Origin of the sequence: Natrialba sp. PRR66 (assembly GCF_034808065.1) — an archaeon.
Taxonomy (GTDB): Archaea; Halobacteriota; Halobacteria; order Halobacteriales; family Natrialbaceae; genus Natrialba; species Natrialba aegyptia.
The window spans coordinates 194,278-209,864 of record NZ_JAXHGN010000004.1; the positions used below are offsets into that span (position 1 = coordinate 194,278).

At 58.1% G+C, this 15,587-nt stretch carries 12 protein-coding genes; 6 read left to right on the forward strand and 6 right to left on the reverse strand.

The window, feature by feature from the left end; translation table 11 throughout:
• Positions 1-326 precede the first annotated feature (326 nt).
• Positions 327-1,616: an acyl-CoA dehydrogenase family protein gene (locus SM755_RS15050; protein WP_323173386.1), complete on the forward strand. Its 1,290-nt coding sequence runs from the start codon at positions 327-329 to the stop codon at positions 1,614-1,616.
• A 369-nt stretch (positions 1,617-1,985) separates the two neighbouring features.
• Here the strand turns inward: SM755_RS15050 and SM755_RS15055 are convergent, their stop codons facing one another.
• A complete protein-coding gene (locus tag SM755_RS15055; protein WP_323173387.1) occupies positions 1,986-2,747 on the reverse strand; it encodes a citryl-CoA lyase in 762 nt (253 codons plus the stop codon).
• Between the two features lie 692 nt (positions 2,748-3,439).
• Between SM755_RS15055 and SM755_RS15060 the strand changes: the two genes are divergently transcribed.
• Together SM755_RS15060 and SM755_RS15065 are read left to right on the forward strand one after the other, a co-directional pair.
• A complete protein-coding gene (locus tag SM755_RS15060; protein ID WP_323173388.1) occupies positions 3,440-5,110 on the forward strand; it encodes a thiamine pyrophosphate-binding protein in 1,671 nt (556 codons plus the stop codon).
• Between the two features lie 225 nt (positions 5,111-5,335).
• Entirely contained in the window at positions 5,336-6,103 is a 768-nt protein-coding gene (locus SM755_RS15065) for an IclR family transcriptional regulator (RefSeq protein ID WP_323173389.1), read from the forward strand.
• Between the two features lie 746 nt (positions 6,104-6,849).
• On the opposite strand, the gene SM755_RS15070 is transcribed toward SM755_RS15065, so the two are convergent.
• The gene (locus SM755_RS15070; protein WP_323173390.1) at positions 6,850-8,007 is read right to left on the reverse strand and encodes an acyl-CoA dehydrogenase family protein; all 1,158 of its coding nucleotides are present in this window, start codon (positions 8,005-8,007) and stop codon (positions 6,850-6,852) included.
• A gap of 167 nt (positions 8,008-8,174) precedes the next feature.
• Here SM755_RS15070 and SM755_RS15075 point away from each other — a divergent pair, with 167 nt between their 5' ends.
• Positions 8,175-8,633 carry a VOC family protein gene (locus SM755_RS15075; RefSeq protein ID WP_323173391.1) on the forward strand — a complete coding sequence of 153 codons (459 nt, stop codon included), beginning with the start codon at positions 8,175-8,177 and terminating at the stop codon, positions 8,631-8,633.
• A gap of 9 nt (positions 8,634-8,642) precedes the next feature.
• Here SM755_RS15075 and SM755_RS15080 read toward each other — a convergent pair whose 3' ends face one another.
• A complete protein-coding gene (locus tag SM755_RS15080) occupies positions 8,643-9,650 on the reverse strand; it encodes an LLM class flavin-dependent oxidoreductase (RefSeq protein WP_323173392.1) in 1,008 nt (335 codons plus the stop codon).
• A gap of 93 nt (positions 9,651-9,743) precedes the next feature.
• On the opposite strand from SM755_RS15080, the gene SM755_RS15085 reads away from it, so the two are divergent.
• Positions 9,744-10,301: a carboxymuconolactone decarboxylase family protein gene (locus SM755_RS15085; RefSeq protein ID WP_323173393.1), complete on the forward strand. Its 558-nt coding sequence runs from the start codon at positions 9,744-9,746 to the stop codon at positions 10,299-10,301.
• 364 nt (positions 10,302-10,665) lie between these two features.
• On the opposite strand, the gene SM755_RS15090 is transcribed toward SM755_RS15085, so the two are convergent.
• Entirely contained in the window at positions 10,666-11,085 is a 420-nt protein-coding gene (locus SM755_RS15090) for a universal stress protein (RefSeq protein WP_323173394.1), read from the reverse strand.
• A gap of 270 nt (positions 11,086-11,355) precedes the next feature.
• Here SM755_RS15090 and SM755_RS15095 point away from each other — a divergent pair, with 270 nt between their 5' ends.
• Positions 11,356-12,498 (forward strand): acyl-CoA dehydrogenase, encoded by a 1,143-nt coding sequence (locus SM755_RS15095; RefSeq protein WP_323173395.1) that lies wholly within the window; start codon positions 11,356-11,358, stop codon positions 12,496-12,498.
• Positions 12,499-12,851: 353 nt separating this feature from the next.
• Here the strand turns inward: SM755_RS15095 and SM755_RS15100 are convergent, their stop codons facing one another.
• Positions 12,852-14,123, reverse strand: a complete 1,272-nt coding sequence (locus tag SM755_RS15100; protein ID WP_323173688.1) for an MFS transporter — start codon at positions 14,121-14,123, stop codon at positions 12,852-12,854.
• A 206-nt stretch (positions 14,124-14,329) separates the two neighbouring features.
• Positions 14,330-15,295 carry an LLM class flavin-dependent oxidoreductase gene (locus SM755_RS15105; protein WP_323173396.1) on the reverse strand — a complete coding sequence of 322 codons (966 nt, stop codon included), beginning with the start codon at positions 15,293-15,295 and terminating at the stop codon, positions 14,330-14,332.
• Positions 15,296-15,587: the final 292 nt, after the last annotated feature.

Sequence of the window (15,587 nt, forward strand, 5' to 3'; positions counted from 1 at the left end):
ACCGGAATTGAAGTAGTCGGGCGAAGCGGTCACCGAACACCTTGTCGAATAGCACCACCTGCTATCCAATATCGGGGTGCGGCGACCGAGTGAAACGCGAGAAACTCAACCCTGACTGATCGGAATCCTGTTTTACAGTACTGAATATAATAATTTCTCCTGCCAGTTGGCAAGTCGAATCTCGACCGACAGTCCGGGCGGGGCGGCCAACCCTTCGAACGATGGATATCTTCGTTCTCTTTCCAATAGTGTTATTCCAAATACCAGTATTTTATTACCTATTGTAACACTTATAGTGGTCGCTCGTATTCGTTGTTCTATCCGCTATGATCGGGGAGGACACAGTCCTGACAGAAGAGGAAGAAGCGTACCTAGCCGACGCGATAACCACTCTCGAGACAGAGGTGTTTGTCGACGGCCTTGGCCACGACCACTTCCGAGCCCTTGACGAGAACAACGGCTCTCGCGAGGAGTGGCAGAAATACGTCAGTCGAATGGGAGACGCCGGCTTCAATGCGATTTCGGTTCCTGAGGAGCACGGCGGTCCGGGTGGGACGATCACCGAGACAGTGCTGGCCGAACAAGCGATCGGCTACTGTGGCAACATCGTTCACGCCTGTCAGACATCGCTGACACAACACGTCGGACGTACAATGTACGAACACGGCAATCAACACATCAAGGAGGCCTATCTAGAGCCGATGGCCGCGGGCGACCTTGTCGTTGCGCAGGCCTATACGGAACCCCGAAGCGGGACCGATCTCGCTCATCTCGAGACCAATGCCGAGAAGGACGGAGACGAATGGGTGATCAACGGCGAGAAGCGGTTCATCGACTTCGCGCCTTACGCCGACTTCTACTTCACCCCCGTACGCACGAGTGGCGAGGACGGCGACCGCGAGGGCGTCTCGATCATCGTGGTCGATCGCGATACCGACGGCATAGAACTTCTCCAGGACCAGTCCGATTGGCACGGCTTTCGAGGAACGGGGGCGTCATGGATGCGGTTCGATGAGGTCCGTGTTCCCGAGGAAAATCTCGTCGGGAACGAGGGCGAGGCGTGGTCGTATATCACCGACGAGCTCAACCTCGAACACCTGACCGTTGCCCGCTACTGTCTCGGAGCGAGCCAACAAGCACTCGAAATCGCCGCCAACTATACCGCCAACCGAGAGGTTAACGAACAACCGGTCTCGCGATATCAGGCGGTCAACCACAAGGTCGCCGAGATGGTAACGAAACTCGACGGGGCCTACCTACTCAACACCCGCGCAGCGCGGATCATGGACAATCGTGGTGTCTCCGCTGGTCGAATGGAGAGTGCGATGGCAAAGTGGCTCGGCAACGAACTGGCCCATGAAATCGCCGACACCTGCATCCAGATCATGGGTGGAGTCGGGACGACCACATCGTATCCAGTCGAACAAACTCAGCGCGACGTTCGCGCTGGCAGATTCATGGGCGGTGCGACCGAAGTCATGAAAAGCGTCGTCCAACACGACGCCTACAAGCAGCTTCTGGACGAGGAGTTCGACGCCGAACTCGTCGGCAACGAACGCGAGGGGCTTCCCTGGTTGAACGAAGACGAACAGCCGACACAGATAGCGGACGAATAGCAGCGATCACTCGCACTGCTCGTCTAGCCACTCGACGAGTTCGTTCAACGGGCCGCCGGATTCGGTCTTCGACCGCGATGCTCCCTCGAGCAGGCCGTCGAACTCGGCTGCGAGGTCGGGCCCCAACCACCTTCGGCCGTCAACGACCACGCTAATTTGGAATCAGTGACGGTGGGGACGGCACCGCCGCCGTTCTCGGGGATCTCGTCGACAACATCTCGAAGCGGCTCCTCGTTCACATCCTCGCTGTGGGCCTCGAGCCGAAATCGCTGACGACGACACTTGTACCCATCTCGGTCATTTGAATCGTCGTTTCGCGTCCGAGACCGCTGGCACCGCCGGTGACGATGACAACCGTACCATCGATTATTACGGCTCACCCCGGTAATCGACGTTCTCCTCGACGATATCCCAGATATCGCGGGCCATCGGCTCATCGGCCTCTTCATTGAGATGTCCAACGAGTCCCGCCGAACGCGAGACGAGCGCGATTCCGCGAGCGACGAGCGGATCGAGACCAAGTTCAGATACTCCAACGCCGATGGCACCCGTCGCATTGATCAGCGGGCGAGACCCGAACTGCGCTTCTGCCGCATCCTGAACGTCATAGATGAACTCGAGATACGGACCGTCCATCTCTTCGTCCTCGAGGATGGCAAAGATTCGCTCGGTCCGAGGATCGGTCGGGTCGTGTTCGGGGTGCCCGAAGCCCGGTAGTCGATCATGCGCAGCGACGGCGTCGTGTGCGACCGCGTCGCTCGGCTCACCGGCATCGATCCGCGAGACGCCGTTCTGAACCATTTCCGCGACGTCCTGCATCGATCCGAGGAAGGTCTTCCCCGCGCCGAGCAGACCGCTCGCGACCGCACCCTGTACTGCCTCGGGTGCAGAGTCATAGGTGAGCCGCGCAGCGATCACGCTCGGAGTGATTCCGTGTTCGACGACCGTGACCAGGAGGGTGTTGAATACTCGAGATTCCGAGTCGGTCGGCATCTCGCCCGTCAGATGGAAGTAAAAGAACTCGCCGAAGTCGAGGGTCCCCATCAGTTCCTCCGTGAGATCCGCCCCTCTGACGGTGATGCATTGCTCGTCTGACATCGCTATCGATGTTTGCAAGGGTCTATCACCCATGCAAAGATGCTACTCGACCTGTGGCTTATAGTTACTCCCCGTGGAACTCCGGGTCCGGTCCTCGAAGAACGCGTTGACGCCTTCTCGATGATCTCAAGTCGATTGGAGATCCCTGTGGCGTCGCTTCGTTCCAAAGCGCCGTGCGAAGTCGACGGTAGTGGCCGTGTTGAAGCCTCGGTTCGCCAGTGCGAGCGCCTCGGTCGGGCCGACGAGAGATCCGAAACCACTTCATCGACTGATCTGTTGAGTTCCGCTGCCGAAACTGTATCGTTAACGAAGCCGGTTTCGGCCGCTTCGACGCCCGAAATAGGCTTGTCTGAGAATACGAGTTCTTTGGCTTTGTGAGAGCGGGCGAGTTGTGGAAACAGGAACGAGCCCCCGAACTCGACCGACGGTCCAATGTTCTTAAACACCTCACTGACCGTCGAGTCCGCTCGGCGGCGAACACGAAGTCACTGGCCAACGCGACGTTGACGCTGCCACCCCATTGCGATGTCGTTGACGTTGACGATCACTCGTTTCCCGAGGATGGATACTTGTACGACCGTGTCTCTGGCTTGGAAAAGAGCTTCTCGACGTATTTCGAGTGACGTGACCTTCCGTTCGCGATGGATTTCTTTCCGCTTGAACCGGGACGGATCAGGCTCACCGGTACTACGATAACAATGGAGGTATAGTATCGAGGAGAAGCGATGAAAGTCCACGAAGCAGTCAGTAGACTGTTCAACGAGGAGGGAGTCGAGACGCTATTCGCGCTGATGAGCGAGGATACGATGAGCATGCTGTCGACGTTACACGAGCAATGGAGTGAAGACATGAGCGTCGTCCACACACGCCACGAGCAGGGTGCCGTCGCGATGGCCGACGGCTACTCGCGGGCAAGTGACGATGTCGGTGTCTGTATTGTCGGTCGAGGGCCTGCAGTCGCACAGACCGGGACCTCGCTCGTCACAGCTCGAAAGAAGGGTGCGAAGTTGCTCGTCATCGTCCCGGAGATGCCCGTCTCCGACACGTACGATATCAAGGACTTCGAACAGGAGTCCTTTCTAAAGTCGACGGTCGGTACCGTCCGCTCCGTTCGGAGCCCCGAAACGCTACTTCCAACGCTCAAGGATGCCTTTCGGAGTCTTCGAGTTGGAGAGGGACCGATAGCGGTACAGGTTCCATGGGACGTACTGGACGACGAACTCACCGATTCCGATGTCGAAATCGCCCGAAATCGATCGACGACGAACGCCGTCGTATCGGACGCCCGTCTCCACCCTGACGACGACGTGATCGATGCGGCCGCCGAGTTGTACCTCGATTCAGACGCGACCAAAATCCCGATGGTCATCGCCGGTCGCGGCGCAATTAAGGCGGATGCGAAGGAGGCGATCGAGTCGTTCGCCAAGCGGACGAACGCCGTGCTCGCCACTACCCTGCAGGCCCGGGGGTACTTTGGCGATCATCCATTCTCGCTTGGGTTCGTTGGCGATTTCGGGAGCAACATTGCGAACGAACACTTGCATGAAAGTGACTTTGTCTTGGCGGTCGGCTGTAGCCTAAACCCGTATACGACGGATTCCGGACACCTCATCGATGACGGGGTTAAAGTCGTCCACATCGATACGGACCCGAGCGCAATCGGGAGATACGTGCCCGTCGATCTTGGCATCCAAGGGGACGCCCGGCTAACGGTCGACGCGTTGACCGCACAGCTAGAGGCGCGCGGAATTGACCGAAGTGGCGAGTTCTGGACGGATCGCTTCCGAAACCAGATCGAAGACACCCCGGCGCTGGACGAGGGCGAGTTCCCCGAACAGGAGGGGCGAATCGATCCGCGAGAACTGGTCCGGAATCTCGATCGTCTCTTGCCCGAAAACCGCGTGGTTGTAAGCGACGGTGGACACTTTTCGCGGTGGGTCCTCGACGGGATTTCGACGCCGAAACCGGCCGATTTCCACTGGACGCTCGACTTCGCGGCCATCGGACAGGGGCTTCCCCACGGGATCGGTGCGGCGTTGAACTCGGGTGACCGTACCCCTGTCACGTTCTGTGGCGATGCGGGATTCATGATGGCGATTCAAGAGGTGGATACCGCCGTCCGCAACGAGATCCCCATGATAATTATTGTCATGAACGACAACGCTCTCGGAACAGAGTACCACAGTCTGCAAACCGCTAACAAGTACGCCGACGTCGCCCTCTTGGAGGCGCCTGATATCGCAGATGTTGCTCGGTCGCTCGGCGCAGATAGCTACACCGTTCGATCGAAGGACGATCTGACCGCTATCAGCGATATTCTCGGCCACCAACCTGACGGGCCGGTCATTGTCGACTGCAAGACAAACAGTGCCGTCCGCCATCGAAGCAAGATGTAGCGGATGAGCGAAAGCGTGAGGTCGAACGACGCTCATCGAATTAATCTCCCCTCGACGGCTTTCGTTTCTCGCGTCCGTTCGCCCACGTCCGTCAGTAGCCAGTGCACAGCCAGTCACGAAACAGTCGAATTCATCGAACTCGTTAGGCGAAGCAGGTCTCGACCGGGACGAATTGGCGTTCGAGTATACGGAACCTTTATCAGCAGAGATGTGTTGACTCACCACATGGCAACGTATTCCGATCCGGGGACGGTGAAAGCGACGCGGACAACGTTCGAGATCATCGAAACGCTCGCCGAAGCTGACGGCGGTCAGGTCACCGAAATCGCGAACAAGCTCGGCCTCGCAAAGAGCACCGTCCATCGGCATCTGGCGACGCTCGAGGACCTCGAATACGTCGTCAAAGACGGGGATATGTATCGGATTGGCTTTCGATTCTTGAAACTAGGTGAAGAGACGAGAAAGTGCACCGACACGTACCAGATGGCGAGTCAGAAAGTCAAGAAGATCGCCGAGCAAACCTCCGAGCGAGCCCAGTTCGTCGTCGAAGAACACGGAAAGGCCGTCTACGTGTTCGGAGAAACCGGTGAACACGCCGTGCAAACTAACTCGACGATCGGCAAGTCTCGGCCACTCCAATCGATGGCTGCGGGAAAGGCGATCCTCGCACACCTTCCAGAGGAGCGTGTGACGGAAATCATTCGTGAGAACGGGTTGCCAGCGATGACCGAGAACACGATTACGGACGAGGACGAACTCTACGAAGAACTTGCGGAGATTCGAGAGCGAGGATACAGCATCAACAACCAGGAGACGATTCCCGGTCTTCGTGCGATCGGCGTCTCGATTGAGTGCCCGGACAGCGGCGTCTTCGGCGCACTCAGCGTCTCCGGACCCACACACCGTGTACAAGGTGACCGGCTTGAGGAAACAATTCCGAGCATCCTTCTCGGGACGGCGAACGAACTCGAACTGGATATGAAATACTCCTGAACTCGTTCTGTGCCGTTCGTTTCCGGAGAAACATACCGTATTCCGGATCCGGTTCAGTCAGATCAGATTATCCCTGAGCCCGTTCTGATCGATCTGCATCCGTTCGATGCACCGATGCAGTACTATCGCTCATTCCTTGATGGAGAACGGAACCGCGCCGACGCGTCGGAATCTCCTCTCGTAACAGATCAAGTTCGCTCGCCGTGTTCGGCGTCTCCGACGTGCGACGACTGCGATTGTATCGGCAATGATTCGAGATCGGTGATGTCGTTCGGTTCGTAGCGTTCCTCGCAGCTGTTCGCAACACCCTTGTCGAACTCGGTCCTGACTTCCGACGAGTTCACGATGCTGACGGCGATATCGGCGGTGCCGCCCTGTCCTGCGAGGCTCTTCGTGAACCCACGAATTCTCCAGTTCGTCGCCGCGTACAGCGGCGTTCGGATGCGAGTTCTTGTCTGCGTCGCCTGTGATGAAAATCGCTGGTTCGTTCGTCTCGCAGAGCTGTGGGGTCGCCGCCAGGGCCGTATAGAACATCTCGTCTCCGTTCACGTTCATGACGGTTCGATACTGATCTGTCGGGAACTCCTCGATGGATATCTCGGAATCGGTCACGATCTCGGATTGGTACCAAAACGTCCAGACAGCCGAACTCCGAGAGTTATCTTCTCAACGGTCGCCTGGATCTCGTCTTCGTGGCTCACCTGGGGGATAGACGGACTCGGTTGCACGGGATTCGACAGCGGTCATTACGACAGTAGATCGTCGGCGATGATGCGTTTCTGTATCTCGTTGGTTCCCTCGAAGATGCGCGTCACTCGAGCATCTCGCCAGTAGCGCTCGACGTCGAAGTCCGTCGTGTAACCGTATCCACCGTGAATTTGAATCCCCTCGCTGGTGACCTCCTCAGCGATCTCGCTTGCGAACAGCTTTGCCATCGCGGCTTCGGCGTCGGCCCGTTCGCCGGAGTCGACCGCGTCAGCGACGAGCAGCGTCAGTGCTCGTGCGGCCTCAACCTGCGTCGCCATGTCGGCCAACTTGAATCGGATCGCCTGAAACTCCGAGATCGGGTTGTCGAACTGGACCCGTTCTTTCGCGTACTGGACCGAGTCTTCGATCGCGCCACGCGCTAATCCCACCGATCGAGCAGCGGTATGGACGCGCCCTTCTTCGAAGAAATCCATTATCTGGTAGAATCCGTTCCCTTCCTCGCCTCCGACGAGCTTGTCGGCGCTGATGTGCACGTCGTCGAAATTCACTTCCCACGTTTTCCAGCCGTGGTAGCCGATTTTGTCGATTGCCTGGCCGCTGAGGCCGTCACGGCCGAACGTTCCGGCCGGCTTCTCAACGATAAACCCGGAAATGCCGCGATGGGCCGGCTCCGCGTCTGGATCGGTGACCGCGTATGTGAGAATGAAATCCGATCCCTTCGCAAACGTCGTCCACGTCTTCTGTCCGTTGAGGACGTATTCGTCGCCGTTGCGCTCGGCGCGGGTCTGCATGTTTGCGACGTCACTGCCTGCGTTCGGCTCGCTGATTGCGATACTCTTGAGCGTATCTCCGGACGCCATCTTCGGCAAATATTCTTCTTTCTGTTCGTCCGTCGCTCCCGCGAGACTCTGTCCGCGAGCGATGATACTGCCAACGCTGAGCCACCCTCGAGAGAGTTCCTCGGCGATAACCGCATATGACTTCAGATCCATCCCAAGTCCACCGTATTCCTCGTCGATGAGAACGCCGAAAAACCCCATTTCCCCGAGTTCAGCGACGAGTTCGGTCGAGATCTCTTTTTTCTTCGGATCGCGTTCGCTCGCCTCCGGACGGACCTCGTTCGCGACGAATCGCTTCGTTTCGTTGCGCAGCAGCGTGTGTTCATCTGACAGTATCGCATCCGAAATATTGTTCATACAGATCCACCATCGTGCCGATATTTCTTAAGCTTTCTAATAGATTCCAGATGAGTCACGCGGTGAGTGAAGGTCGATGGCAGTTGTGGGTGGCGTCCGGCCCAGCATTCGAGCGGCGGCCGGTCTGGCTAAACGAATATATGTGTAGTTCACTTTACCAAACCACGATGGAGGAAATCGATCACATCGCACACGCAGTATGGGACCTGTCGGCCGCGCTCGAGACCATCACGACTGTAGACGGCATTGAACATGTCTGGACCCTCGAGAGCGACGAATGGCAGTACCGAACGGCGTACATCCTATTCGGCAGCGATATGTTCACCCTGCTTTCGCCAACGAGCGAAGAGAGTTTCGTCACCGATTATCTCGAGCGCAACGGCCAGGGACTCCATCACATCGGAGTCACCGTTTCGGATCTCGAAGCGGCCGTTGTGCAGCTGACAGCGGCCGGTGGGGAGGTCATCATGGAAGACGAGGTTTCGGGAGTCCGGACGGAAGCCACTCTGCACCCCAAATCGCTATTCGGCCTCCAACTGCAACTCATCGAGTGGGCTGATGACGTCGGTCCGACTGCTCGCGATCACATCGAAGCGCTGCGCGACGCCGCAGACGACCGGATCTAAGCCGACGAGTTACGCGACCGTCTCGCCGACGTTGTCAATCGTCTCGTGTATCTCTTCGACGGTGGCGGTGGTCGGTGGAAGCAATGCGAGCGTGTCGGCGATTCCGTCGTATCGTTCGAAGAGGTGACCGACAGTATCCGGATCGCCGGCGATCGCGGTCTCGTCGAGGAGATCGTCGCTGACGGCCGCTCGAGCCGCATCCTTCTCGCCGGCCTCCCACTCAGCTCTGATTTGGTTGGCGGTCTCCCGGAATCCGTGAGTGGCCACCGCATCGTAATGGAAATCGCCCATCGCGCCGACGTAGAACGAGATCATCTCCCGACACCTGTCTCGAGCCCGCTCGCCGTCTTCTAGGACGCACGTCGTCACCCACGGAATCGTCGCGACCGCTTCTGGGTCACGGTCTTGCTTTCGAGCGCCGCGATCGATGTGGTCGCGCTTCGCCGGGAGTGCCGACACCGGAATGCGGTTCGGCATCCATCCGTCGCTGAACCCGCCCGTCAGTTCGATGTTCGTCTCTCCCTGTGCAGCAACGTAAATTGGAACGTCTGAGCGAAGCGGTTCGAATCGAAGGCGGAAATGACGGAGGTCGAACAGTGTGCCGTCGTAGGTCACCTCGGTTCCGGAAAGGGCCCGCCGAACGATGTCGATCGTTTCGCGCTGGCGGCGCAACGCAGGTTGGAAGTCCACGCCGTGCCAGTTCTCGATGACCTTCGGCCCCGAAAGGCCTAGCCCGAGTACCGCCCGTCCGTCCGTGAGTTCGTCCAGCGTCGCCGCTCCCTGGGCGATCAGCGCAGGTGATCGCGAGTGGACGGGAATGATCCCCGTTCCGAGACCAATCGTTTCCGTCCGGGCCGCGAGATAGCCGAGACGGGTAAACGCTTCTCGTCCCCACGTTTCGGGAGCCATCACGAGGCCGTATCCGGCGTCCTCCGCCGCGAGAGCGAGGTCACACTGCTCTACTGTGGTAATGTCGCCGGTAGCTGGTAACGGTAGCGCAAGGTCGTACGATGGCATACTATAACAAACGAAAAGAGACCGTCTTAGCTGTTTCCCACCCGAGAAAGCGCCGTATCATTAATGAGGCCACCGTCCGCTCTAGTCGATACGATGTCGAACGACGGATCGTCCAGGATGCCGTACATCACCGCAAAGGACCAGCTCTCGGATGACTGGCACGAGCACTACGATCGGATCGCGGCCAGTCGGGGCCACGTTAGCGGTCCCTTCAGCGTCCTCATGAACAGCCCGGAGGTCGCAACCAGAATCGCGGACGTTGGAACGTATGTGCGCTTCGAAGGAACGCTCCCGGGGTCGGTTCGAGAACTCGCGATCATCACAACAGCCCGGGAACTCGACTGCGCCTACGAGTGGGCGATACACGAGCCGCTAGCCCGAGATGAGGGCGTCACTGACGACACGATCGGTATCGTTGCCGGTCGAGAGCCGACGGATCTCCTTTCGGCGGTCGACGCTCTCGTCGTCCGCTACGGTCGCGCATTGTTCCGCGAAAACGAAGTCCCCGAGTCACTCTTTCAGTCGGCAAGAGACCGGTTCGGTGTCGAAGGAATCACTGAACTGACGGCGACGTTCGGCTACTACGCTATGCTGGCCTGCGTCCTGAATGCCTTCGCGGTTGACCCGGGAGAATCGCTTGAACAGTGGTGATTCCGTTCCGAATCCGGTTTCCCAGGAATCGATGTGACGGTACGAACTCCATTCTCAGTCATCCGATTGAGCGAGCAACATCACGGCGAGACTGGCACAGAGAAGTGCCACACCAGTGAGTTCCCGAGCAGTGCGGCAAGTTGGATCAGCCTGAACTCGTGAAACACCTGACTGTGACCTGTGAAGACTGCAATAGACGAGTCGTTTTCTTCATCATTCGTCTTCTCCCGAATCGCGTTTAGCATTCTACTGATCGCGGAACACAACTGCATCGGCGAATCGATCTCGACGTTTCCCCGTGAATCCTCGAGCAAGACCTACCGTAGTGTCGAATCAACTCATACCCGTCAAAACCGGTAGCAGCTCAGTCGCTCGTGGCGACGATCATGGGGCGGTCGGCCGAGAGGAGCAAGGATTGCGTGACGCTTCCGAAGATAGCCTTGCCGGCAGGGCTTCGCTTTCGTCCGCTAACAGCAATACTGTCCGCGTCGATTTCCTCGGCAACCTCGAGGATCACTTCGGTGGGTTCACCGTGTTCGCGTCGTTTTCTCGGTTCAATACCCGCCGTTTCAAGGATTTGCGCCGCAGTCGTCACGCTCTCCGGGAAGTCGTCATCATCGTACAATTCGGATGAAGCGATCCGCGCATCGCCATCGCTTACGTTGAACTCTTCGAACACGTTCAAAAGGACGACTTCGACGTCTCCCGAGAGATCCGCGACGGCTTTGGCCGCTAACGCTGCACGGTCTTCGTCCATATCAACCGCTAGTAGTACCTTGTACATAGTTTCACTACTAGTTCCACCTACTTATCTCTCCGGGCTATTCTCCGATGACCGCCGTGAGTCAATACGAACGGCGTCGAGCGCATCGTTCCATCGACACTTCAGACGAACTCGAGCGGTGAGCCTCGAGGAGATGTGCCGTACAAACACCGATACGTTCGATGAGTCATCGATGAGAGGGTGAACTCTCTCTCTCTCTCTCTGTGGATTCCGAATATGACATCTGGTTAGACAGAAGATTTTACTGTGGGAAGCGTAATACTGGTTGTAATGCTGTCCCTATCGGCGGAACAGGAGATGATCGTATCATCGCTGGAAGAGTTCGCCCAAAACGAATTTTCGGATGCCGCGTTCTCGTGGGACGGGGATCTCCCGATGGAGAATATTGAACTACTTGCTGACCGCGGGTATCTTGGACTGAACATCTCCGAGGAGTACGGCGGCGGCGGCATGGGAGAATTTGAGACGATGCTCAGCATCGAAGCCGTCGGGAAGGTTTGCCCGGATACGGCCGAGTACCTCTACACCCAGCAAATGGTCGCTCCCCGCGGGGTCGAGATGTTCGGGAGCGACACCGTAAAAGACCAGTACCTCCCTGGCGTCACCGCTGGTGAAGACGCGATTGCGATTGCGATTTCCGAACCCGAAGCCGGATCGGACGTCGGGGCGATGAATACCACAGTCGAAGAAGAGAACGGCGAACTGATCCTGAACGGGGAAAAAGTGTGGGTAAGCAACATTCCGCACGCATCAGCCTGTGTTGTATGGGCGAAATTCCCCGACGGACTCGGCTCCGTCATCATCGACCTTGATGATAACGAGGACAGCGTCGAGATCGAGCAACACTATACGAATATGGCGAACCACACCCAGACGCAATTTCGCATGCACGACATCGTGGTTCCTGAAACGCACGTCCTGACTCGAGGGAAGGACGGATTTAAACAACAACTCCAAGCACTGAACTGGGAACGCCTCGGCAGCGCGACGCTCTCGAACGCCATCGGCCGGTGTGCGATCGACAAGGCGCTAGAGTACGGCCAACAGCGCGAACAGTTCGATCAGCCGATCGCAGATTTCCAGGGTATCGAGTGGAAGCTCGCCGACATGGTCAAGGAACTCGAGGCCTCGCGCTCGCTCACGTATCGGGCGGCGCTCAATGCGGAAGAACAGGGACGGATCCCCGATCGAATGGATGCCTCGCTGGCGAAGCTATACTCCGGGGAGATGGTCGAAACAGTAGTTAGCGAATCGCTGCAGATCCACGGTGCGAACGGCTATCAGCAGGGACACGCGCTGGAGTACCTCCACCGGCTCGCGCGGGGCCGCCGGCTCGCAGCGGGAACCGACGAAATCCAGAAGAACCAGATTGCGGCGGCCCTCAAGCGTGATGGGCTCCCCTCGCTCACGTAACCACCTTACGGAGTCACTGGCGTCTCGTCGATCGGATTGCGATGTGTCTTCCTGCTCGATTTGGATCCCGACCGAAGTTGGCTATCCGGTCGCTAACGAACGCCCGTATCGACTCGACACGGTTTCCTCGAGTTCATGTTCCAGCAGTTGCCGAGAACACAGTCTCGACCCAGCCCGGTACGGTCCAACGTTCGGCACGGAACCGACGCGTCGGTCACGTATTGATCTTCTTCGGTCGGTCTCGAACTGTGCTGGAACGTTCTCGAGTCAGCTCCTGTACGACGGTGTCGGGTGGCAGAACAAGGCCGCAAGAAAGCTGGGAGACCATCTGTAACGGACGGGGATCCAGGCGATCAATCGGAACCAGCGAGTTCGGGCTGCTGTGGAAGGGGCGACACCGTACGGGCGACGACGAGACAGGTGATGCCGACGAGTCCGCCAACGACACCGATGCCGCCGACCATCAACTGCAAGGATTCCGTCTGAGGAACCGATCCGTCAAGAAGTTCGATCCCGAACCCGACCGCGATCGGTGCGGTAGTCGCCGAAAGCCGGCCCACCGATTCGAAAACGCTCACGAGACCTCCTCTAAGTTCCGTGGATGCAAACCCGGTTGCGACGCTTCGCAAGAGGGACAGCGAAAGCCCGAACCCAGTACCAAGCGCCAACGCGCCGACTGTCGCTAGGGTGACCGTCGGGACGAACGCGACGATCACGAGACCGGCTGCCATGAGCGATTGTGCGGCCGCGAGCGGGAGGATCCGTCTGTCGAACGATGAGCTGAATCGCCCGGCCTGCGTCGCCGCAACGGCGTAGGTGACGCTGGCCAACGCGACCAGTATACCGGCCTGGCCAGCCGTGCCGCCCATCGATCTCACGACCAACAGCGATACGTACGTCATAAACGTGATGTACAGGAGTATCGGAACCATTCGGAATACAAGGATCGACGCGACACGCGGCCGAAGTAAGGTCGTGACCAATTCTCGGACGTAGGTCCTCCGATCGACACGATCCACATCGGATGGGGCCTCACGCGATGGATCCGTCGGCTCGGTAAACGCGAAAGCGAGAACGATCGCGATCGGGATCCCGATTGCGTACAGCAATAGCGGGTATTGCCACGCGATACCAACCAGTACGCCGCCGATAAACGGGAATAATCCCTGTGAGAGGCCGGACACCGAGAACCGTAAGCCCTGTCCCGTCGCTTCGGCACGACCGGTGTACAGATCACCGATACTCGTGATGATGACTGGCGTCACCGCGGCGAAACTGACACCTTGACAGAACCGAAGGAACATGGCAATACGAAGGTCCGTCGTTACTGCGAGTGCGGTTCCGGCGAGGGAGAATATGAGTACGCCAACGACGAGAAACGGCTTCCGTCCGTATCGGTCGGCCAGAACGCCGACCGCCGGTATCACCAGGATCGCTGGGGCGGTAAACGCGGTCATCAGTAAGCCGATGGTCGCATCCGTTGCACCGTAGGGTTGCTGGAGGGACTCCAGAAGCGGAGAGAGCAGTGCCGTTCCGAGCGGTGCAACCAGGTTCGCCAACAGTAGGAACTGGAAGTTCGTATCGCGCAAAACCGCTGCTTTCTCTCCAAAGAGCGACTGTATCATCGACACGCCACCGAGTTTTTCGGCAAGACTCAAAAATGTTCCTTTACCAACGCTGTCGGAAATCGCGTCGGTCGACGGACGAACTTTCCCTGCCTACGAAACCGATCCATCGCATCAAAATACGAGCGTCGCCCATACGGATATCCCTCGATGACGGACGATAAGTTTCCCTAGAGAATAGTAGAGGTAAACTGTCTCACTTCGGCCTATAATAGTTCTCGAAACCGGCGGAGTTGTGCGTGTTGATCGGTCGTTGCGAACCGTGTGACGAACGTCTCGACGCCTGCATCGGCGTACCGGTCGAGATGCTCGGCGACGACTGACGGTGGGCCGAAAGCACCTCGGCGCTCGAGTTGGGCGTCGGATAGCTCTCCCCAGTCAGGATAGTACGCAGCGATGAAATCACGTGCTTGATCGAGCGCCGCCTCGCGTGTCTCGGCGATGACGATGTCCTGGTAGTACGCCGCGCTGAACGATGACGGGTTGCGACCGGCATCCGCGACGATTTCTCGAGCGCGGGCAATCCCGTCGGCATACATCTCCGGTGACTTCGAAATCGGGAGCCAGCCGTCGCCGTGGTCTGCGATCCGCCGACGGATCTGTTTCGGAAATCCGTCGCGCGGATCGAACGTCGCTGATGCAATGTAGACGGGGAGATTTCCTGTCGGCCGCAATCCGATATCGGCACCCTCGAGCGTGACGAAGTCACCGTCGTACGTGTCTATCGCGCCGTCCCACAGCCTACGAATCACGTCGAGAGTTTCATCGAGTACGCGGCCGCGTCGATCGAACGGGACGCCGAGTTGTTCGTGTTCGGTTGCGACTGACTCACCGCTTCCGACGCCAACTCCAAGCGATAGACGGCCGCTTGAGAGTAAATCGACCGTCGCTGCCTGCTGGGCAACGATGACCGGATGCCGGAGATGTGGCAGGTGGATCGCAGTCCCCAGTTCGACCGCATCCGTGGCGGTCGCTACGGCCGCGAGCGTCGACAGCGGATCCAGGCGCGGCTTCGCGAGAACGCTGTCGCCAGACCAGACCGATTCGAATCCCATCGATTCGGCCGCTTGAGCGAGCGTTGAACACGACTGCGTGCGTAGGAGTTGGTCCTGTGCTCCACTGGAGTCGAGTACGACCCCCCGAGTCGGAAGGATGTATCCATGATCGACCATACAGTCCGTTCTCACGAGTTCCTACTTAACAGCTCCGCCGATCAAATGAGACAGTCCACCAGTGATTTCCAAAGAGATTCACCCGGCTCCGTTCCGTGAATAGGAACGAAACGATTGGGGCAGTAAAATGACTGACTATCCACGATATTTCCGAAATAGGAACCATATGCGTGCAAAAGACAGTCAGAACAGTTGCTAGCTAGCTATGGAAGAGCATTGTTACCTACAACCAAACAGAGGTCGTTCGGGATTATCGAACGCGGTTATCGAAGAGGAACCAGAACCGATATGC